Consider the following 19,727-nt stretch of genomic DNA (forward strand, 5'->3'; position numbering starts at 1 on the left):
TTGCTTGTGATTCGATTGCTTGTGATTCGATTGCTATAACAAAAATGTACTTATGCCTGAACAGCCTTTACTGTTTTGATAATACGGGCAGCTACTTTGTATGGGTCGGCGGCTGAGTTGGGGCGGCGGTCTTCGAGGTAACCTTTCCAACCCCACTTGGGCACGTTTACAGGAATACGGATAGAAGCACCACGGTCAGAAACGCCATAGCTGAAATCGAAGATGCTGGCTGTTTCGTGCTTGCCGGTAAGGCGCAGGTGGTTGTCGGCACCATATACATCAATGTGTTCTTTTACCACAGGGCGGAAAGCTTCGCACACTTTGTCGAAAATTTCTTTGCTGCCCGCTGTACGAAGCAAGGTGTTGCTAAAGTTGGCATGCATACCGCTACCGTTCCAATCGAGGTTGCCCAATGGCTTGCAATGCCAGTTAATGGCTACGCCGTATTTTTCACCGATGCGTTCGAGCAAATAACGGCCCAACCAGATTTGGTCGCCGGCTTCTTTGGCACCTTTGGCGAAAATCTGAAATTCCCACTGACCGGCGGCTACTTCGGCGTTAATGCCTTCAACATTCAAACCGGCTTCGAGGCATGCATCGAGGTGTTCTTCTACAATTTCGCGGCCGAAAGCATTGTATGCACCAACTGAGCAATAGTAAGGACCTTGCGGACGAGGGTATCCGTTGGAAGGGAAGCCCAGCGGCTTACTGGTAGAAGGATCCCACAGGAAATACTCTTGTTCAAAACCAAACCAGAAATCATTGTCATCGTCGTCGATATGTGCACGGCCATTGGTTTCGTGAGGGGTGCCGTCGGCGTTCAATACTTCGCACATTACGAGGTAGGCATTCTTACGCTGCGGATCGGGAGCAATGTACACAGGCTTCAACAAACAGTCGGAAGAACCACCGGGGGCCTGCTCTGTAGAAGAGCCATCAAAGCTCCACATGCTGCAATCTTCCAGTTTGCCACTAAAGTCTTTTTCAATTTTTGTTTTGCTACGAAGGCTCTGTGTTGGTTGACATCCATCGAGCCAAATGTACTCAAGCTTAGCTGCTGCCATACGAATTATATATTGGTTTAGTTGTGAAAGGCGAATTATTGTGTTGCAATGGTACGGAAAAGCCATTTACAGCGAATAGCCGTCCAAATTTTTTGAATAATTCTCAGAAAAAGCTACAGGTAACCCAGATTTTGATGAAAATATTTTACATGTTAGTTTTTCATAATTCATTTTAGTGCTTTGCTGTCGTTGGTCATGTTTAGCATGCTCCATTCGCTTTACCTTTAGCTTATAGGATTTATACACTTTTTTCAGCATGGGCTATTCCAAATACTTTTTCCGCATTTGCCTCGTGGTTGTTACAACCAGCCTTTGCCTGTTATCTATCTTGCCATCTTTAGCCCAGCCCTACCGCAATCCACGCATTTTTCTGCACCGCGACTCTGCCATACTGTACACTTTCGAAAATAATTTGTCCACCAGCGTCACCCGTCATGCGCTATCCTTGGCACATATTGCGGCTATCCCTGTATTGCTGGCAATTCAAAATGATAGTGTGGCTATGACAATTCCAATACCCTTTAGGCCAGGCATTGAAAAAGCTGAATGGAGAAAGCCTGCCCAAATGTTATTCATCAGTGATATTGAAGGCAATCCTGCAACCCTACTCAGTTTGCTGAAAGCTGCTGGAGTGGTAGATGCCCACTTAAACTGGACTTTTGGAAAAGGGCACGTAGCATTTATTGGCGACTTTGTAGACCGGGGGCCTGCTGTGCAGGAAACATTGCTGCTGGCCTATTATATAGAGCAACTGGCAGCAAAAGCAGGCGGCAAACTGCATTTTATTTTGGGCAATCATGAAATTATGCATTTAGCCGGCGATAGCAGCTACGCACACCCGCAATACCTGGAGCAGGCAAAAGCCATGGGCATGCATTATGCAGACGTGCTTGGCCAATCATCCATGCACGGGCAATGGCTGATGACTAAAAATGTGGCAGAAAAAATAGGCCCTTTTCTGGTGGTACACGGGGGCATTTCGCCGTATGTAAATTCCATGCAGCCATCATTAACTCAACTTAATGAACTGGCACGCCCACTCTACAGAGACACTACCGGCGAGGGCCCAGATTTGCCCAGCACTATTACCATCAGCGAATATGGCCCCTTTTGGTACAGGGGGTATTATACTGGTAACCTGAAAGCCTCAGTAGCCACTGTAGACAGTACGCTCCGGCTGTTTGGTGTAAAGCATATTATAACGGGGCACACCGTTGTTTCCAAACAAATCAGCAGTCATTTTTCGGGCAAGGTCATCAATATAGATGTGCCACATGCAGCAGGCCAATCTGAGGCGTTGTTATGGAAGGATGACCAGTTTTTCAGGGTTTTGCCCAACGGAGACCGGCAGCCGCTCTAATGCTGGTTGAAATGCCTGAAAAATGAGGGATTGATGACATATGTCACCAAATTCGACTCAATCTTGGCGGACCTTTATTCAGATTTTATAGCACTGTATAAGTGTAACATTCAAGCATCGCTATTGCCTGAATGGAGTTTTTAATACCATCAAGCCTTTGGGATGATTATTCACGTTAAACCTGAATAAAATGAATCCCATTATGCGCTCCCGTTTCAGAAAATGCGCCATTTTCCTGTTTGTGCTTTCGGTGACTTTCACCAGCACTGTTGTTGCCCAAAACATGGCCATTAATACCACAGGCAACAACCCTGATGTATCGGCCATGCTTGATGTGGTAAGCTCCAACAAAGGCATGCTATTACCAAGGGTGTCATTAGCATCTACTTCTGATGCCACAACCATACCCACGCCTGCAACCAGCCTGCTGGTGTACAACACCAATGCGGGTATTACAGGCACACATGCCGATGGAGTAGGCTACTACTATAACAACGGCACTTCAGGCTCGCCTGAATGGGTAAAGCTGAACACATTTGGCGTACGATGGGATGACCTGCGCATAACACTTGACCGGGGAAAGGATGCAACAGCAATCAGCTATTTTTCAGGCTCCACTGGTCCTGAAATATGGTATTTCAGAAACAACTCTCAGTTAGAGGCGATGTCATTCACGGTTCAGCTTCCACACACCTGGAAAGAAGGTTCTGATATTTTCCCACACTTGCACTGGTCGCCAAAAGCCAGCAAAGCAGGAAATGTGGAATGGAAACTTGAATATACATGGCAAAACTATGATCCGGTTACACCACAGGTTTTTCCGGCAATTACAACCAATACAGTTGTTTCAACCGGGCCTTTTACAGCCAAAACACACCTGATTACAAGTTTAACCCCGGGTAACGCAGGTATTGATGGAACAGGCAAAAAAATTTCGAGTATTCTCATTTGCAGATTGACAAGAAACAGTAGTAACACCGCAGATACCTACAATGATGATGCAGGCCTTTTGTTCCTGGATTTCCACATTATGGTAGATGCATTTGGCAGTAAAGGTGAATATGTGAAGTAAGTAAACAGGGTAAAACTCAACCGCTTTTCATGAAAAAGATTTTCATTTTTTCAATGAGCCTTCTTGCTGGCTACAACCTTTCAGCACAGGGTCTCCTTATAAAACCAGGGGCACAGCTGAAAGCCAATGGCAATGTACAGCTGGTGCTGAAGGATGCCGGGCTTACTTCAGAAGGTATTATTACCCCTTCTACCAGTACTGTTATATTTAGTGGGAGTACCGCTGGAGCCAGCTTTATAGCGGGCAGTATTACAAGCTCTTTTTACAACCTCACCATGAATAAAACAGCCAACGGGCTGCAACTAAATTCAGATATTGAAGTAAGTAACAAACTCACATTAGCCGGTGGCGATAGCATTTTTTTAAACAATCACACAATTGAATTAGGAACTACAGGCAGCTTATCCGGAGAAATAAATACCCGGAGAATAACAGGTTATAACGGTGGTTATATTGAAGCTATTGCTACGTTGAACGCACCAACACTTGCCAACCCCGGCAATCTCGGATTTGTCATTACCAGCGCAAGTAATTTAGGAAATACGACTATCAGAAGAGGCCACGTAGTACAAGAAGAAGGAACCATTAAACGTTATTATGATGTCATTCCTACCAACAACAGCAACCTCAATGCCAGCATTATATTCAATTATTTTGACACAGAACTAAATGGTACTACCGAAGGAATGCTTGATTTTTTTTCGAGTACAGATACTGGTAATGCATGGACTTATGAAGGTAGTGATGGCATCAACACTACGCTCAATCAGTTGACGATTTCTGGTTTATCAAGCTTATCGAGAATTACTATAGGCAATTTGGGTTTCCAGGTTTTAACGCTACAAAATATTACACTTACAGGGACTCGCTTTCTTCATCAATCGGTACTCAACTGGCAAGCATCAGGCATTAGTACCAATGGAGTGTTTACCATTGAAAAATCAATCAGCCGACAACCGTTTACCGCATTTGCAACTATACCATACAGCGTAGCAAAAGGAGAACGGCAGCAATTTGTAATGAGTGATACAAAAGACCAAGACAAAGATGTGTTGTATAGAATTAAAGCCAAACAACACAATGGCCATGCATTATATTCAAATATTATATCCATTAATGGAATTAACCAATCCCCTATTGTTTGCAATATTTATCCCAACCCCGCTACTACGCAAGTATATTTGGCATTAAACAATTTACCGGCAGGTGCTTTTGATATCAGCCTCTATAGTATTTCTGGCAAGCTGATGATGCAACAAATGCATGTATCGGTGAATGGTTCATTACAAATTGCACTCGACATCAGCCGATTACCTGCAGGCAGTTATTGGATTCGGTCTGACAGGCTTAAAAAATCGTGGCAACTGCTCAATATTTTCTAAACAATTGCAGCAATAATTTTTCTCAACTCTTCTTCATCGGCCACATACATGCTGCCCGCATCGGTAATTTGCGGATTCTGATATGCCACATTATTGGGCCAGGCTATTCTTGCAGATGTGTGACATTCGTACGCACCGGTATACTGCAGCAATTCCTTTACGTTACCCGACTTTACACCTGCACCCGGCATAATGCTTATTCTTCCGGCCGCCTGCTCTACTAACTTTTTCAATACTTCTTTTCCTGCCGGTGCGGTTGCAGCCTGGCCGGATGTAAGTACCCGTTCGCAGCCAGCTTCAATCAATGCTTCCAAGGCTTCGTAAGGGTCTGGCGCCGCATCAATTACCCGGTTAGAAGTAACACCCATTGGATAAGCCACTTCTACCAATCGCTTCATACGGTCGGTATCTACCTGTCCGGTGATGAGTTGCACACCAACAGATATTCCATCGCAGCCCAGCTCCTTGCACATGCGTACATCATGCAGCATCATGGCAAATTCATCGTCATCGTAGTAATAGTTCATGCTACGGGGGCGAATGATGGGATATACTTCTATCGATAGTTTTTCCCGCACCTGCCGAATGGCTCCGTAGGATGGCGTTGTACCTCCTTCAATGGGATTGTCGCAGAGCTCTACCCTTTTGGCACCCACTCTTTCTGCTATCAAACTGGTTTGAATTCCAAACGAACACACTTCTAATACTGCCGCTGGCATACTGCTGATTTTAGGCCGCTAAGATATTTGATTCTCTCAGGCGGCAGCCTGCCTGATGAAAATCATAGGGCAGCAGTCAGGAGCCCAATATTTTCGCGGCTTCACAGCGTTTTATCCATCTATGTCAGCCAAGCCAATTGAACTCATGGCGCCTGCGGGCAGCTTTGAAAGTATGATGGCCGCCATTCAGGGCGGTGCCAACTCCGTGTATTTCGGAGTGGAGCAGCTCAACATGCGGGCCCGCTCCAGCATCAATTTCAGTATCAGCGATTTACCCGAAATAGCTGCCCTTTGCGAACGGTATCATGTACGGAGTTATCTCACCCTCAATACCATTATTTACGATCATGATGTACGCATGGTAAAATCGCTGCTCACGGCTGCAAAAGCTGCAGGTATCACTGCTGTGATTGCTGCCGACCATGCGGTTATTGCCATCGCCCGGCAATTGCAAATGGAAGTACATATTTCCACGCAGGTAAACATCACCAATCTGGAAACCATTCGGTTTTACAGCCTCTTTGCTGATGTGATGGTATTGTCACGTGAGTTGAGCATCAGACAAATAAAAGACATTTGTGAAGGCATACAACGGGAGCAAATTAAAGGCCCATCGGGAAAATTAGTAGAGATTGAAGTGTTTGCGCATGGGGCCTTGTGTATGGCAGTATCAGGCAAATGCTACCTGAGTTTACATACGCAAAACTCTTCGGCCAACCGCGGTGCATGCTTACAAAATTGCCGGCGTAAATACAAAGTCGTGGATATGGAAGAAGGACATGAACTGGAAATTGACAATGAGTATATCATGTCGCCGAAAGATTTGTGCACCATTCCATTCATTGACCAATTGCTAGAAGCTGGTGTACGGGTACTCAAAATTGAAGGCCGTGGCAAAGGCGCAGAATATGTAAAGACAGTAACCCAGTGCTATCGGGAAGCTATTGATGCCTATAACGCTCAGGCATTGACGCCTGAAAAAATTGATCGGTGGATGCAGGCTATGGAAAAAGTATACAACCGTGGTTTTTGGGGTGGCTATATGTTTGGGCAGCATTTGGGCGAATGGACAAACACTTCTGGCTCAACGGCAACACAGCGAAAAATTTATCTTGGTAAAGGCAACAATTACTATGCAAAATCAAATATTGCAGAGTTTAAAATTGAAAGTTATCCGCTACAAGTGGGCGATACAGTAATGGTTATAGGCAAACAAATTGGCGTAGTAGAAACAACCATTACATCGCTGCATGTAAATGATACAGGAGAAGCAACTATTGCCAACAAAGGAGACTTGTGCGCCTTTCCGTTGAATGTACCCATACACAAGTCGGATAAGCTGTACAAAATAATAGCTGCGGAGGAAATGGCATGATTAGCATTACCCAACAAAGAGACAAATGCATTGGCTGCAACTACTGCGTAGAAGTAGCACCCGACCGCTGGCGCATGAGCAAAAAAGATGGTCGCAGCACTTTGTTGGAAGCCAAAGAACGGAGAGGCTTTTGGCACATCAAAGTATCCGATCATGAGTGGGATGCCAATGATGCAGCTGCCAAATTGTGTCCTGTAAAAATTATTCAGGTAAAACAATTGTAGCAGCTGCCACAACATTTCTATTTAACTCTTACGGAAGAAAATTCGTACCGGCACTCCTTTGAAATTGAAGTTTTTCCGGAGCTGATTTTCGAGGTAGTTTTTGTAAGGCGTTTTAATATCATCAGGGTGGTTGCTGAAAAAGGCAAACGATGGCACTTTGGTAGGCAACTGTGTAATGTATTTAATACGGATAAGATTGCCCCTTGTCATGGGTGGCTTGTACGACTCAATGGCCTTCAGCATTATGTCGTTCAATTGTGAAGTAGGAATTTTCTGTTGCTTACAATCAAACACTTCCAGGCCAAGTTCGATGGCTTTAAAAATCCGCACTTTATCTTTTGCAGAAATAAACAAAATGGGCACGTCGTTAAACGGGGCCAGTTTTTCCTTCAGCACTCTTTCATAGTCACGGGCAGTGTTAGTGCTTTTTTCTGCCAAATCCCATTTGTTCACCAGTATCACCAAGCCTTTACCTTTATTGGCAGCAAGGCTGTAGATTTTCAAATCCTGAGCAGTGATGCCTTTTTCGGCATCCAACAAAAGCATGCATACATCGGCTTCGTCAATGGCTTTAATGGCCCGAATAACCGAGTAAAATTCCAGATCTTCGTTCACTTTGGTTTTGCGACGAATACCTGCAGTGTCAATCAAAATAAACTCTTTGTTGAAGAGGTTATAATGAGTGTGAATGGTATCTCGGGTGGTACCTGCAATATCACTAACAATGGTTCGCTCCTGCCCAACCAAGGCATTCAGCAGGCTACTCTTGCCTACATTGGGCTGACCTATGATGGCAAACTTTGGCAATGAGTCTACCTGTTCTACTTCATCAGAATCCTTTTCTGTGATAGGCGCCGTTACGGCATCCAGCAGTTCGCCGGTACCCGTACCACTCATGCTGCTGATAAAAAACACCTGATCAAATCCAAGGCTGTAAAATTCGTTGGCCATCAACTGGCGTTCGTAGTTGTCTACTTTATTTACCACCATGTACACAGGCTTGGTGCTACGGCGCAGCAAATCTGCCATGGCTTCATCCAAATCGGTTACGCCTGTGGCCACATCCGTCATAAATATGAGGGCGTTTGCTTCTTCTACCGCAATCTTCACTTGCCGGGCAATTTCCCTTTCAAACACATCTTCACTATCCGGCACAAAACCACCGGTATCAATAATGTTGAATGATTTACCGTTCCAATCGGCAACGCCATACTGGCGGTCGCGGGTTACACCGCTCAAATCATCTACAATGGCTTTTCGCTGTTCCAGCAAGCGATTGAAAAAGGTACTTTTTCCTACGTTCGGACGGCCTACTATGGCAACTGTATAACTCATAACTACTTTTCACTTTTCAATAATCAGCAGTTGTTGATGTGCTGCCAATCACGGTTTTCTTCAATTCGATTTTCCGGGTTGTGATCTCTGCTGTCGGGCTTTCAAATCTGGTTGCTGAAAGGTACAGCATTCGGGCAGAGATGATGGCTACTCATAACCATACTCCCGTAAAAACACATCCTGATCCCGCCATTTCGGACGCACTTTTACAAACAACTCCAAAAATACTTTCTGACCCAAAAATTGCTCTATATCTATCCGGGCTGCGGTGCCCAGCTTTTTTATCATGCTGCCTTTATCGCCAATCAGGATAATCTTTTGCATTTCCCGTTGTACAATAATATCGGCACGAATTTTTATTAGCGTCGACTTTTCGGTAAACTCTTGCACCAATACCGTTGAGTGATACGGCACTTCCTGATGGTATAGGTCGAAGATTTTTTCCCGTACTATTTCTCCTACAAAAAAGCGGGTAGGCAGGTCGCTCAGGTCTTCGGTGCTGTAAAACGGATCGCCCTGCGGAATAAACTGCAGCAAGGTTTTCTGCAGTTCTGGTATCCCTGTTCCTTTCAAAGCAGAAATAGGAATGACGGCTTTGTAAGCTCCACTTTCGGTAAAGTAGGACACCGTTTTTTTCCAAACCGATTCTTTTACACTATCAATTTTATTGACCAATAAAATGGCTGGTACTTTCAATTTCAGTTGCTGAAAAAAAGCATGGGCTTCTTCGTCCTGCAGTTCTCCTACATCATACACCAGTAAGCCAGCATCGGCATCTTCCATGGCGTTGCGCACCTGCTTCATCATGCGTTCGTGCAGCTTGTACTGCGGCTCTATGATGCCCGGTGTGTCGGAAAAAATGATTTGAAAATTATCGCCGTTCAAGAAAGCCTTGATGCGATGCCGGGTGGTTTGCACTTTGGGGCTGACAATGGCCATCTTCTCGCCTACCAATGCATTGAGGAGAGTGCTTTTGCCGGCGTTGGGTTTGCCTAATATGCTTACAAAGCCCGATTGAAAGTTCATTGAATAAAAAAAGGCTCCCGGGGAAGCCTTGATTTTTTTGTTGCGAAGGTAGGGATCGAACCTACGACCTTCGGGTTATGAGCCCGACGAGCTACCGCTGCTCTACTTCGCGTCGTTTTTTGGACTGCAAAGATAGGGGGATACACTTACCGAGCCAAAACTGTTATGATCTTTTTTTGATGTCGCTGGCACCAGATGCAGAAATGGATTTCACAACCCCTTCGCCTTTGTAATAAATATCGCTGGCTCCGGAAGCAGCTGCTTTCAATTCTTTATTCACCAAAATTTGAACATCGCTGGCACCACTTGCACTTACATCGCAATAGTCGGCAGAGAGTTCAAAAGCCTTTAAATCGCTGGCTCCACTCAGGCCTGCACGAAGGTTGGTGGCACTGCCAGAGATGACAAAATCGCTGCTGCCCGATGCAATCAGTTTCAAGTTGGTCACTTTTACAGTACCTTTAAAATCGCTGCTGCCACTCAATACAATTTCGAGATCATCCGTTTTAAATGTGCCTTCCGTTTTTACGTTGCAAGCACCCGATGCACCAATTTTCATAAGGGTGGGCACCGATACATAAGCCCGCATGTACTTAGCGCCCCAGCCCATATTGCTTTTGTAGCCAATGTACAAGGTATTGTTGCGCACCTCTGTGGTGATGCCATCTACATATTTGGCTTCGGAAGCACTTACGGCTACAGCGGTACTGTTGCTCTGAGAAATGATTACATCAATAGCACTGCTGATAACGATACTGTTGAAACTGCCCACGTTGCGCACCTCCACATTGGGATCGTTGATGGTGGTTTGTGCCATAGCGGGCAAAAAGCCAAGTTGGAATAACACGGCAGCAAGCAAGAAAAAACGTTTCATATCAAAAATCATTTTCAAGTGAAAGTAAGGGATTAGCCACCTTGGTGGGGTTGTTGTTTTGTTGTGACCGTTGTACGAAATCGGTAATAAAATGTTACAGTGCATGAAAAAGTTTTGTCAGAAAATTTTTCGTGACTATACATTTGCATATTAATCATCGCCCGGGGTGTTTCAGCACAAAGTGACTGAGACTGAGAAATCACCCGTTGAACCTGATCAGGATAATACCTGCGAAGGGAAGGCCGCTTCCTTCTTAGCCATGCGTGGCTGTGTGCAGAAGCATTCCGGGCAAATTCCGTGTAGTATGAAAAGGATTTGCTCGATTCTCTCCCTCCTTATTTCTTTCTCTGTAACGGCACAAAATACTGTTCGCATACAGGTAGTGCAACCCGATGGTACAGCACTCGATGGTGCCAGCATTAGTCTGCAGGCCGCCAGCAAAAAAACATTCATCACCAATGGCAATGGCCTGGCCGATGTAAATAGCAGCAGCGCCTCATTGGCACTACGCATCAGCTATGCCGGGTATTACGCCAAAGACACCAGCCTTACTGCCGGCAACAGCCTGCACAAAATTGTGCTCACTCCCCTGCCCGCGGCTTTGCAGCCTGTGGAAGTACGGGGCATACGGGCGGGCAACAATGCGCCGTTTACCAAAACAAACATTGCTAAATCGACTATTGAAAAAAACAACCTTGGTCAGGACATTCCTTTTTTGCTGAACCAAACGCCCAATGTGGTGGTGAACAGCGACGCTGGTAACGGCATTGGCTATACAGGCATACGTATACGGGGCAGCGATGCCAGCCGTATCAACATGACCATCAACGGCATTCCGTACAACGATGCCGAAAGTCAGGGGCTGTTTTTTGTAAACCTGCCCGACCTGCTCTCTTCTGTGAGCAGCATACAAGTGCAGCGGGGTGTTGGTACCAGCAGCAATGGTGCCGGAGCCTTTGGTGCCAGCATGAACTTCAGTACACACAGCTATCAGCCCCAGGCTTATGCCGAGGTAAACAACAGCGTTGGTAGTTTCAGTACGTTTAAAAACACCATCAAAGCAGGCAGTGGATTGATAGGCAAGCATTTTACCATCGATGCCCGAGTAAGCAACATCAGCAGCGAAGGCTTTGTAGACCGGGCTTGGAGCAGGCTGCAAAGTGGCCAGTTCACCGTCGGGTATTGGGGCAAAAAATCATCGCTCCGCTTCAACGCCATTTTGGGTAAAGAAAAAACCTACCAGGCATGGTACGGCATCAGCGAAGCGGACAAAAACAACAACCGCACCTTCAACAGTGCCGGCACAGAAAAGCCCGGCTCACCTTACGACAATGAAACCGATAACTACTGGCAAAACCACTACCAGTTGTTTTTCAACCATGAATTCAACAGCCACAGTGTTTTCAACACGGCACTGTACCTCACTACCGGCCGTGGCTACTATGAGCAGTACAAAGCCAATGCCCGTTTGTCATCGTACGGCATCAATCCGATAAATGATGCAAACGGCATTCCGCAAAGCCGCACCGATTTAATACGCAGGTTGTGGTTGAAGAATAAATTGTTTGGTCAGGTATTCTCTTGGCAGCATACCAAAAACCGCCATGAGTTTACGGTAGGTGGTGGCTGGAGTTTCTATCCCGGCCAGCATTTTGGCGATGTGATCTGGACGGCTGCGCAACCCAATTTCCGCCAGCGTTATTATGATTTTGATGCTTCTAAGTCGGACATCAATGTGTACAGCAAATACCAATACAGCCTGCCCAACAACCGCTGGAAATTGTTTGCCGATGTGCAATACCGTTTTGTGAATTATAGGATTGATGGCTTCCGCAACAACCCGGGTGTATCGGTGAATGAAAACTGGAACTTCATCAATCCAAAGGCCGGTATATCTTATCAGCACCAAAACTGGAGTGGCTTTCTCAGCTATGCGGTGGGCAACAAAGAACCCAACCGAGATGATTTTGAAGCAGGCCTTACACAACTACCCCGCCGCGAACAGCTGCATGATGTGGAACTGAACATCAGCAAAAAAGAACTGCTGCGCAATGTGCAGGCCAGCCTTACGCTCTACTACATGCGGTACAAAGACCAGCTGGTGCTTACTGGAAAAGTAAACGATGTGGGTGCCTACACCCGCACCAACATACCCAACAGCTACCGTGCCGGTGCCGAACTCGAACTCAACTACCGCTACAAAAAAGGTAATATCCGCTACTCTGGCGCCTTTAGCCAAAACAGGCTGATAGATTTTACAGAATACATAGACAACTACGACGACGGTACGCAACAGGCAGTTGTGCGGGGCAATACCGCCATAGCCTTTTCGCCCAAGTTTGTACAGTTTCTCTCAGTAAGCTACCAACCGGTGCGCCAGCTGGAACTGGAGTGGATGGCTAAGCATGTGAGCCGCCAGTACCTCGACAACAGCGAACTGCGTAGCCGCAGTCTCGATCCGTACATCAACAACGATATACGTGCCAGCTACTTGTTCTCCGTGGGCAAAGTGCTGAAAGAAGTACGCCTGGCACTGCAGGTAAACAATGTGCTCAACAGCATGTACGAACCCAACGGCTACACGTTCAGCTACATCGCCGGCGGTGCATTTACCACCGAAAATTTTTACTACCCCATGGCGGGCAGAAACTTTATGCTGGCCCTTAATATTAAACTCTAACGTACATAGCTTACAGACACCAAAACAAAAGCAGCCCGCATATTGCAGGCTGCTTTTTTGTTACCACTACAAAACAAATAACGAGGTTTACTTTCTGCCGAAACGGGCTTCCCAATCGAGCATGCCCCCTGCCAGGTTAATGACATTGGTAAAACCAGCCGATTGCATCACCAATCCGGCAATCTGGCTGCGGTTACCACTGCGACAGTAGATGATTACTTCTTCATCTTTCAGGTGCTCAATATCATCAAACTGCATAGCCGTAATGAGGCCCAGCTTATAATGTAACCCTCCGATGTTGAAATCGGCACGTTCGTGATCTTCTCTTACATCAATCAGGTGTACGGTTTCGCCGGCATCCATCCGGGTTTTCAGTTCTTCAACTGACATTTGTTTCATGGACATATAGACTGCTTTGATAGATTGATTGTGGAATGTACAATAACAACAGTGGCAAAATTATTCCTCTTCGAGTATGACTGAATCGGCCACGGGTGGTGCTACGGCTTCGGTACCCAACCATACGTCGAGGCTTTGGCCCGGCCGTATTTTATTGAACTGATAACCGCCGTCGGGCAATGCTGTTTTTACTTCGGGGCTTTGCTTAAAAATGTAGGCGGCACTGGTATCCTTTACATCGGGGTTGGTGAGTATGGCGCCAATATTGATGCCCATACCTGCCAGCAAGTTTTTTGCCTGGCCAAAAGTGAGGCCAATAAGCATGGGCACTTCTAATTCTTCATCGCCAAGGCCACTACCCAGTACAAAACTTACGGTACTACCCTGATAAATTTTGGTACCCGGCCGTATGGGCTGCCCGTTGTACAACTGTTGCAGCACGGCATCTTTGGCTATATCGGGCTGGCGGGTGGTATCGCCAAGGCGCAGGCCCATTTGCTTAATGTACAGCTCGGCATTGCGAAATGAAAGGCCCACCAGATTGGGCATATCTACCATGGGCGGCTGGCTGCGGTTAATGGTAAGGTAAATGGTACGTTTGGCTTTGACCATATCCTCGCCGGCTGGCTGCTGCTTAAGCACGGCACCTACAGGCTCCGATTCGAGCCAGATGCTGTCTTGTATTTCTACAGTAAAACCTTTGTCTTCCAACTGACGGATGGCTTCGGCGGATGGCTTACCAATCACAGAAGGCACTCTTTCGTACTGACCATGGCGGGTAATGAAACCCAGCATCCACAATACCAGAAACAACAAGCCTACCACAACGCCAATGGCTGCCAGCAGGTTTACCCAAAACGGTTGCTTGGTGATGAATCGAAACAAAATGAATCAAATTTATTGGGGGTGAAAATACCAATCCTTTCGAAGTGGCCGCTAAAATTAACGGAATACTCAGGCTTTTCGTCTGTGCAGGGCATCTTCTATTAAAGCGGAGTAAAAATCGCGGAGCGACCAGCCCATGGCTTTTACCTGCTGGGGTACAATGCTGGCGGCACTCTGCCCCGGCACGGTATTGATCTCCAGCATGTAAGGTTCACCCACCGCTTCGTTGAAAATAAAATCAATCCGCACCACACCGTTGCAGTTGAAAATGCTGTAAATCTTTTTGGCAGCAGCCCGTATTTTCTCTGCCTTCCACTCCTCTACTTCCGCAGGTGTTATCTCTTTGCTTTTGCCCTGGTACTTGGCTTCGAAGTCGAAGAAATAATTTTCGCTGATGACCTCCGTCATGGGTAGCGCTACTATTTCGCCATGCAGTCGGGCCACGCCAATGGTAAACTCCCTTCCGGCAATAAACTCTTCTACCAGTACCTGATCGTCTTCGGCAAAGGCTTTATCAATAGCGGCGGGCAAACCAGTGGCATCGGGCACTTTGCTCATGCCAATGCTGCTGCCACCGTTGGCCGGCTTTACAAATACCGGAAACTGCAATGCCGCCGCCAGCTGCTCCACATCAATGGCATCGCCCTTGAAGTAGTGGAAACTCTTGGCCACATGAATGCCGCTCATGCCGGCTACAGCCACGGTGTACCGCTTGTTGAAGGTGATGGCCGACGCCGTGGCATCGCAGCTGGTGTACGGTATACCCAGCATGTCGAAATAGCCCTGCAGCTTGCCATCTTCGCCGGGAGTGCCGTGTATGCCGATGAGTATCGCATCAAACCGGATGGTTTGGCCATTCAGCGGCACGGTAAAATTGGCCCGGTCTACCGGCAGCTCTGCCCCTTGATGCAGGCAAAACCAGCCATCCTTTCGGATGTCGATGGTATGGTACTCAAACTTATCGGTATCAATATTGGCCTGAATGGTGATGGCACTCTTGTAAGAGATTTGTGCCTCACCGCTGTATCCACCTGTAACAAAAGCTATCACCGGTCGCGACATAACTACAGTGTTTTGCGCAAAGAAAAGGAAAGAAGAAGTACGAGGAATGAAGTACGAGGAATGAAGTACGAGGAATGAAGTATGAGGTATGAAGTACGAGGTAAGAGGTTTGAAATGGTTTTTGGTTTTTGGCAATCGGATTATTTGATGAGTACCCATTACAACGCTGCCCTGCAAACTGCCATCCCGATAGCTATCGGGAGCAAACTGCAAACTGCCAATTGCCTTTTGTATCCAAAGCCTTAATTTAATAACCGGAAAAAAGTGTTTGGTTTTCCACTTGATACAAAATGGAGCAACAAAAAATTATAGTTGAGCTGAGTGGCTTTTACCATAAAGGAGCACACCGTATGGGCATTCATTTTGCCAATAATGGCAGCATCAACGGGCCACTGCACAAAGCTGGTGCCTTATGGAGCCGCACCCACAAATGCTGGCATGTGCCGCTTGGTAAAGATGCATTTGAAAAAGTGATGGCCATTCTTGCCCCTGTGGCCAATATTGACCGCAGTAAGCTGGATGCCTATATAAAACAACTGAAACAACCAGCCGCAACAAAAGCCCCAAAAGCCATTATAGTTCAAAAGCCTACCACAACAATTAAAAATATAGCCGCACCCGCAGCTACACCATATTTAAATGCAGCCAATGCAGCTGCACTGCAACAAACCCAACAGGCACTGATACTAAAAGGTTACAGCCAAAATACCCAACGAACTTACCTCAATGAGCTACGCCTGTTTTTTACCCAATTGGGCAAGCATGAAGCACACACATTTACCACCCAACGGCTGAAAGATTACCTGAGCTACTGCCATACCCAATTGCAACTGAGTGAAAACACGATACACAGCCGCATGAATGCCCTTAAGTTTTACTACGAACAGGTATTGGGCAAGGAAAAATTGTTTTGGGAAATACCCCGGCCTAAAAAGCATTTGCAATTGCCGAAACTGCTGAATGAAGAAGAACTGGCTAAATTGTTTAATGCCTTGGAAAATAAAAAACACAAAGCCATGCTATTTACTATCTATAGCGCAGGCCTCAGGGTAAGCGAACTAGCAGCTCTAAAAATATCGGCCATAGATAGCGAAAGGATGCAGATATTAATAGCTCGGGCAAAAGGCAAAAAAGACCGTTATGTAAACCTTAGCCCTTTATTGTTAGATATTTTAAGACAGTATTTAAAATACCACAAACCAACTCCCAAAGTATATTTGTTTGAATCGGACCAAACAGCAACCGCCTACCCAACCAGAACGATTCAGCAAATTTTTAGTAATGCGAAAAGTAAAGCAGGTATTACAAAAGAGGTAGGGGTGCACAGTTTACGTCACAGCTTTGCCACCCACTTGCTTGATAAGGGAACTGATATAAGGTACATAAAAGAACTGCTGGGCCATTTCGACATTAAAACCACAGAGCGGTATCTGCATGTAAGTAAAAAACAATTAGTAAACATTATAAGTCCTTTGGACGACCTTTGGAAAAACAAAAAAATCGACTGGTAGCACCAACAATACAACATGTATAACCGGGTGAATTGTACTAATAACAATACAAAATGTATAACGCTAGAACATTGAAAATCAATAATGTTTCATTAAGCTTTTTTTGAAATAGTATCATATATTTACGTGTTGGCAGCAAGCAAAAATGGACACAATCAAAACACTTATCAAGAGAATATTATCCTATTCCAAAACCGATTGGAATTTTGACGACTATCCGACAAAAACGTGTAAAAACCCAAACGCTGGTGAGGACAAGGTTGCTTATGGAGCAACAATTATCAACTGGACAAGGATGGTTGCACATGGTGAGACGGAAGAAAAAGCACTGACAGCATTACAAGATAGTTTCAAACTTTACAAGGAAAACAATAATGAGCTTCCCAGACCTGGTACAAAAGTTCCATTGAAGTTTGCATCAACGGTCAACATTGACAAATACGAACCTACCGCAGAAGACTTTTTCAAAAGAGTATTGAATATGGACTATCACGAAGGCTTTTACTCAGACGGAAGCGTCTTGGAGTTTCTTCGTGATAACGATACTGACAGTGAGGAGATGAAGAAAGAAGTTATTAAACGGACAATCACACTGTATAATGTGGACATTACTGACATCTACGATGAACCTCTCTGGACAATTTTTGAAAGAATTGACGACAAGAAATAAAACGTAACGGCTGAAACAAAAATGCCTGCTGCCAACAAGCGCGTTGGCAATAGCAGGGCTGACGTGCATTTCATCAGCTTTTTGTTCGCTATTGGGCTGTAGTCCGGGCTGAAAATTCTTTAATGAACTTTTGTACATATTCTGTACTTTTAGTTCTTTATTGAGCTTTGGTTCCGGGCTGAAAGAACATTGAATCCCCTGCCATCGCCAATGCGTACCGTTAGCGGTCATTGTAAAGGACGACACAACTTAAGAAACAGGCAGAAACAAAAGTAAATTTGACATTAAAATGGAAAAGAGAAACAAAATTATTTATTGGATAGCGACAATTTGGTTATCCCTTGGAATGCTATCAGGCGGGATTTTTCAACTGATGAGAATGGAAGATGCAGTTAAGAGTTTTACTCATTTGGGCTATCCTCTATATTTATTGACAATTTTGGGTATTTGGAAAATACTTGGAGTTATTGCTGTGCTAATTCCAAAATTCTCTTTACTTAAAGAATGGGCTTATGCAGGTTTTTTCTTTGCAATGACAGGTGCTATGATTTCACACATAATTATGGGAGACAGTTTTGGCGAAATATTTCCTTCGGTTTTGTCATTAGTTCTTGTAATTGTGTCTTGGTATTTTAGACCAAGCGACAGAAAAATTCAAATTAATCATTAACAACATAAAAAAATATGGCAACAAAAATTACAATATCAGCATTGGTAAATGCACCGATTAACAAAGTGTGGGACAACTGGACAAAACCTGAGCACATTACTAAATGGAACTTTGCTATTGACACTTGGCAATGTCCGACAGCCTCAAATGATTTGAAAGTCGGAGGCAAATACATAGCAAGAATGGAAGCAAAAGACGGGAGTTTCGGTTTTGACTTTGAAGCCATATATGACACAGTTATTGATAAGCAAGAATTAACTTACACAATGACAGATGGACGTAAGGCAACGACAATTTTTGTAGGTAACGGAAATGAAACTTCTGTTACTACTGTATTTGACGCAGAAAGTGAAAACCCTGTTGAAATGCAACAACAAGGATGGCAAGCAATTTTAGACAACTTCAAAAAATATACTGAAACTAACTGACGAAGAAAACAACGAACCGCTAACAAGGGTTTGGCAAAATGGGGGCAGAAGTGCTAAATTCAGCATTTGTACTACTATCAACATTGGTGGTTTATTGAACATTTGTACTTTGAATGCCCCCACTTCGCCAAGCCCCAAGCCGTTATCTGTAATTTCATAAAAAAACCGCATTAAATATGAGAATATCAATTTTGTTACTTTTATTTTTCTCTTTTTTTTCTTGTAACGCACAAAATTGGACAATTAAAGAGAAGGAACAATTAAAAATCAATAGAGAAAATCCTAAAACTTGGGATAATGAATTAATAAAAAATGATTTTGAAAGTAACAAATACTTTGACAGCATTAAAGTTGAGAAACAGCCTTTTAGATTAAGTGTTTTTCCTGTCCCAAATTATGATTTAATTGGAAAAAACTCATTTAAAGGTTTAAATAGTGGTGCGAATTTTAGTTATAAAATTGCAAACAAAAATCTGGTAAATGCATTTTTTTCAAGTGCCAAAAATGATTTTAACAAAAACTACTTAAATGAAAAAGATAACGAAGTCTTTTTCAATATAATTGTTTTGTCAAATTTTTACAATGACACCAATATAAATGCAGAAAATTTTCAAGTAAATGTTGTTTCTAGAAATCATCCTGATTACCTTGGACAAGGAATGATAAAAACAAAAAATGAAAAAATTGAATTCGTTGCTTTTATAACCGCTGAAAGAAAACAATTCGCAATTGTGAATTCAAGACTATTTGATTTAGAATTAGGAAGAACAATTTTAATAGCACCTCAAAAAGATGGTTCATTGCGTTCAATGCAAATTAAAAGTGAGGAGATAATTGACTTCAAAAACCTTAAAAATTACAATCAATCACTAATAAATGACAAAAAAATAATTGAATTTTTCAATAGTGAAAATACAATATAAAAAGAAACTACAGATAACATAGTATTTGCAAAAGGCGGGGTTGAATATATAATAGAAAAACCCGATGC

The 19,727-nt window shown here is 44.3% G+C and carries 19 protein-coding genes, 1 tRNA gene and 1 riboswitch; of the genes, 11 read left to right on the top strand and 9 right to left on the bottom strand.

Translation table 11 applies throughout. The features are described 5' to 3' along the window. Positions 1–50: 50 nt before the first annotated feature. The gene (locus V7Q13_RS17115; RefSeq protein ID WP_333801887.1) at positions 51–1,064 is read right to left on the bottom strand and encodes a glutamine synthetase beta-grasp domain-containing protein; all 1,014 of its coding nucleotides are present in this window, start codon (positions 1,062–1,064) and stop codon (positions 51–53) included. Between the two features lie 256 nt (positions 1,065–1,320). On the opposite strand from V7Q13_RS17115, the gene V7Q13_RS17120 reads away from it, so the two are divergent. From V7Q13_RS17120 to V7Q13_RS17130, 3 genes are all read left to right on the top strand, one after another. Then, entirely contained in the window at positions 1,321–2,424 is a 1,104-nt protein-coding gene (locus tag V7Q13_RS17120) for a metallophosphoesterase (RefSeq protein WP_333801888.1), read from the top strand. A 190-nt stretch (positions 2,425–2,614) separates the two neighbouring features. Beyond that, the gene (locus V7Q13_RS17125) at positions 2,615–3,496 is read left to right on the top strand and encodes a hypothetical protein (protein WP_333801889.1); all 882 of its coding nucleotides are present in this window, start codon (positions 2,615–2,617) and stop codon (positions 3,494–3,496) included. 29 nt (positions 3,497–3,525) lie between these two features. Next, the gene (locus V7Q13_RS17130) at positions 3,526–4,878 is read left to right on the top strand and encodes a T9SS type A sorting domain-containing protein (protein WP_333801890.1); all 1,353 of its coding nucleotides are present in this window, start codon (positions 3,526–3,528) and stop codon (positions 4,876–4,878) included. On the opposite strand, the gene V7Q13_RS17135 is transcribed toward V7Q13_RS17130, so the two are convergent. Continuing rightward, positions 4,875–5,597 carry a copper homeostasis protein CutC gene (locus tag V7Q13_RS17135; RefSeq protein ID WP_333801891.1) on the bottom strand — a complete coding sequence of 241 codons (723 nt, stop codon included), beginning with the start codon at positions 5,595–5,597 and terminating at the stop codon, positions 4,875–4,877. The genes V7Q13_RS17130 and V7Q13_RS17135 overlap by 4 nt on opposite strands. A gap of 121 nt (positions 5,598–5,718) precedes the next feature. Between V7Q13_RS17135 and V7Q13_RS17140 the strand changes: the two genes are divergently transcribed. Continuing rightward, positions 5,719–6,972 carry a peptidase U32 family protein gene (locus V7Q13_RS17140; RefSeq protein WP_333801892.1) on the top strand — a complete coding sequence of 418 codons (1,254 nt, stop codon included), beginning with the start codon at positions 5,719–5,721 and terminating at the stop codon, positions 6,970–6,972. Continuing rightward, positions 6,969–7,196, top strand: a complete 228-nt coding sequence (locus V7Q13_RS17145) for a ferredoxin (RefSeq protein WP_333801893.1) — start codon at positions 6,969–6,971, stop codon at positions 7,194–7,196. Before V7Q13_RS17140 ends, V7Q13_RS17145 begins: the two co-directional genes overlap by 4 nt. A 21-nt stretch (positions 7,197–7,217) precedes the next feature. Here the strand turns inward: V7Q13_RS17145 and der are convergent, their stop codons facing one another. The 4 genes from der to V7Q13_RS17165 form a co-directional block, all read right to left on the bottom strand. Then, positions 7,218–8,531, bottom strand: coding sequence for a ribosome biogenesis GTPase Der (der, locus tag V7Q13_RS17150; protein ID WP_333801894.1), 1,314 nt, complete (start codon positions 8,529–8,531; stop codon positions 7,218–7,220). Between the two features lie 147 nt (positions 8,532–8,678). Then, positions 8,679–9,557, bottom strand: coding sequence for a GTPase Era (gene era, locus V7Q13_RS17155; protein ID WP_333801895.1), 879 nt, complete (start codon positions 9,555–9,557; stop codon positions 8,679–8,681). A gap of 40 nt (positions 9,558–9,597) precedes the next feature. Beyond that, positions 9,598–9,669 (bottom strand) — tRNA-Met (locus V7Q13_RS17160). 51 nt (positions 9,670–9,720) lie between these two features. Continuing rightward, the gene (locus V7Q13_RS17165; RefSeq protein ID WP_333801896.1) at positions 9,721–10,431 is read right to left on the bottom strand and encodes a head GIN domain-containing protein; all 711 of its coding nucleotides are present in this window, start codon (positions 10,429–10,431) and stop codon (positions 9,721–9,723) included. 152 nt (positions 10,432–10,583) lie between these two features. After that, positions 10,584–10,688, top strand: a riboswitch (TPP riboswitch). Positions 10,689–10,735: 47 nt separating this feature from the next. On the opposite strand from V7Q13_RS17165, the gene V7Q13_RS17170 reads away from it, so the two are divergent. After that, a complete protein-coding gene (locus tag V7Q13_RS17170) occupies positions 10,736–13,111 on the top strand; it encodes a TonB-dependent receptor (RefSeq protein WP_333801897.1) in 2,376 nt (791 codons plus the stop codon). 87 nt (positions 13,112–13,198) lie between these two features. Here the strand turns inward: V7Q13_RS17170 and V7Q13_RS17175 are convergent, their stop codons facing one another. The 3 genes from V7Q13_RS17175 to V7Q13_RS17185 form a co-directional block, all read right to left on the bottom strand. Then, positions 13,199–13,510 (bottom strand): rhodanese-like domain-containing protein, encoded by a 312-nt coding sequence (locus tag V7Q13_RS17175; protein WP_333801898.1) that lies wholly within the window; start codon positions 13,508–13,510, stop codon positions 13,199–13,201. Positions 13,511–13,570: 60 nt separating this feature from the next. After that, the gene (locus tag V7Q13_RS17180; RefSeq protein ID WP_333801899.1) at positions 13,571–14,395 is read right to left on the bottom strand and encodes a PASTA domain-containing protein; all 825 of its coding nucleotides are present in this window, start codon (positions 14,393–14,395) and stop codon (positions 13,571–13,573) included. Between the two features lie 69 nt (positions 14,396–14,464). Next, positions 14,465–15,457: a D-alanine--D-alanine ligase gene (locus tag V7Q13_RS17185; protein WP_333801900.1), complete on the bottom strand. Its 993-nt coding sequence runs from the start codon at positions 15,455–15,457 to the stop codon at positions 14,465–14,467. 290 nt (positions 15,458–15,747) lie between these two features. Between V7Q13_RS17185 and V7Q13_RS17190 the strand changes: the two genes are divergently transcribed. From V7Q13_RS17190 to V7Q13_RS17210, 5 genes are all read left to right on the top strand, one after another. Beyond that, positions 15,748–16,968, top strand: coding sequence for a tyrosine-type recombinase/integrase (locus V7Q13_RS17190; protein ID WP_333801901.1), 1,221 nt, complete (start codon positions 15,748–15,750; stop codon positions 16,966–16,968). A 145-nt stretch (positions 16,969–17,113) separates the two neighbouring features. Further along, positions 17,114–17,638, top strand: coding sequence for a hypothetical protein (locus V7Q13_RS17195; RefSeq protein WP_333801902.1), 525 nt, complete (start codon positions 17,114–17,116; stop codon positions 17,636–17,638). A 289-nt stretch (positions 17,639–17,927) separates the two neighbouring features. Then, positions 17,928–18,308, top strand: coding sequence for a DoxX family protein (locus V7Q13_RS17200; protein ID WP_333801903.1), 381 nt, complete (start codon positions 17,928–17,930; stop codon positions 18,306–18,308). Positions 18,309–18,322: 14 nt separating this feature from the next. After that, a complete protein-coding gene (locus tag V7Q13_RS17205; protein ID WP_333801904.1) occupies positions 18,323–18,736 on the top strand; it encodes an SRPBCC family protein in 414 nt (137 codons plus the stop codon). 176 nt (positions 18,737–18,912) lie between these two features. After that, on the top strand, positions 18,913–19,659 hold the full coding sequence (locus V7Q13_RS17210) for a hypothetical protein (protein ID WP_333801905.1): 747 nt from the start codon (positions 18,913–18,915) through the stop codon (positions 19,657–19,659). The last annotated feature ends 68 nt before the right edge of the window (positions 19,660–19,727 follow it).

The sequence above is a fragment of the Phnomibacter sp. genome (genome assembly GCF_036803085.1).
Classification (GTDB): Bacteria; Bacteroidota; Bacteroidia; order Chitinophagales; family Chitinophagaceae; genus Phnomibacter.

Coding starts and splice junctions, on each gene's coding strand:
- V7Q13_RS17190 (WP_333801901.1), top strand. CDS start 15,748: ATGGAGCAACAAAAAATTATAGTTGAGCTGAGTGGCTTTTACCATAAA.
- der (WP_333801894.1), bottom strand. CDS start 8,531: ATGAGTTATACAGTTGCCATAGTAGGCCGTCCGAACGTAGGAAAAAGT.
- V7Q13_RS17165 (WP_333801896.1), bottom strand. CDS start 10,431: ATGAAACGTTTTTTCTTGCTTGCTGCCGTGTTATTCCAACTTGGCTTT.
- V7Q13_RS17195 (WP_333801902.1), top strand. CDS start 17,114: ATGGACACAATCAAAACACTTATCAAGAGAATATTATCCTATTCCAAA.
- V7Q13_RS17120 (WP_333801888.1), top strand. CDS start 1,321: ATGGGCTATTCCAAATACTTTTTCCGCATTTGCCTCGTGGTTGTTACA.
- V7Q13_RS17115 (WP_333801887.1), bottom strand. CDS start 1,064: ATGGCAGCAGCTAAGCTTGAGTACATTTGGCTCGATGGATGTCAACCA.
- V7Q13_RS17135 (WP_333801891.1), bottom strand. CDS start 5,597: ATGCCAGCGGCAGTATTAGAAGTGTGTTCGTTTGGAATTCAAACCAGT.
- V7Q13_RS17210 (WP_333801905.1), top strand. CDS start 18,913: ATGAGAATATCAATTTTGTTACTTTTATTTTTCTCTTTTTTTTCTTGT.
- V7Q13_RS17145 (WP_333801893.1), top strand. CDS start 6,969: ATGATTAGCATTACCCAACAAAGAGACAAATGCATTGGCTGCAACTAC.
- V7Q13_RS17140 (WP_333801892.1), top strand. CDS start 5,719: ATGTCAGCCAAGCCAATTGAACTCATGGCGCCTGCGGGCAGCTTTGAA.
- V7Q13_RS17175 (WP_333801898.1), bottom strand. CDS start 13,510: ATGAAACAAATGTCAGTTGAAGAACTGAAAACCCGGATGGATGCCGGC.
- V7Q13_RS17170 (WP_333801897.1), top strand. CDS start 10,736: ATGAAAAGGATTTGCTCGATTCTCTCCCTCCTTATTTCTTTCTCTGTA.
- V7Q13_RS17185 (WP_333801900.1), bottom strand. CDS start 15,457: ATGTCGCGACCGGTGATAGCTTTTGTTACAGGTGGATACAGCGGTGAG.
- V7Q13_RS17125 (WP_333801889.1), top strand. CDS start 2,615: ATGAATCCCATTATGCGCTCCCGTTTCAGAAAATGCGCCATTTTCCTG.
- V7Q13_RS17200 (WP_333801903.1), top strand. CDS start 17,928: ATGGAAAAGAGAAACAAAATTATTTATTGGATAGCGACAATTTGGTTA.
- V7Q13_RS17130 (WP_333801890.1), top strand. CDS start 3,526: ATGAAAAAGATTTTCATTTTTTCAATGAGCCTTCTTGCTGGCTACAAC.
- V7Q13_RS17205 (WP_333801904.1), top strand. CDS start 18,323: ATGGCAACAAAAATTACAATATCAGCATTGGTAAATGCACCGATTAAC.
- era (WP_333801895.1), bottom strand. CDS start 9,557: ATGAACTTTCAATCGGGCTTTGTAAGCATATTAGGCAAACCCAACGCC.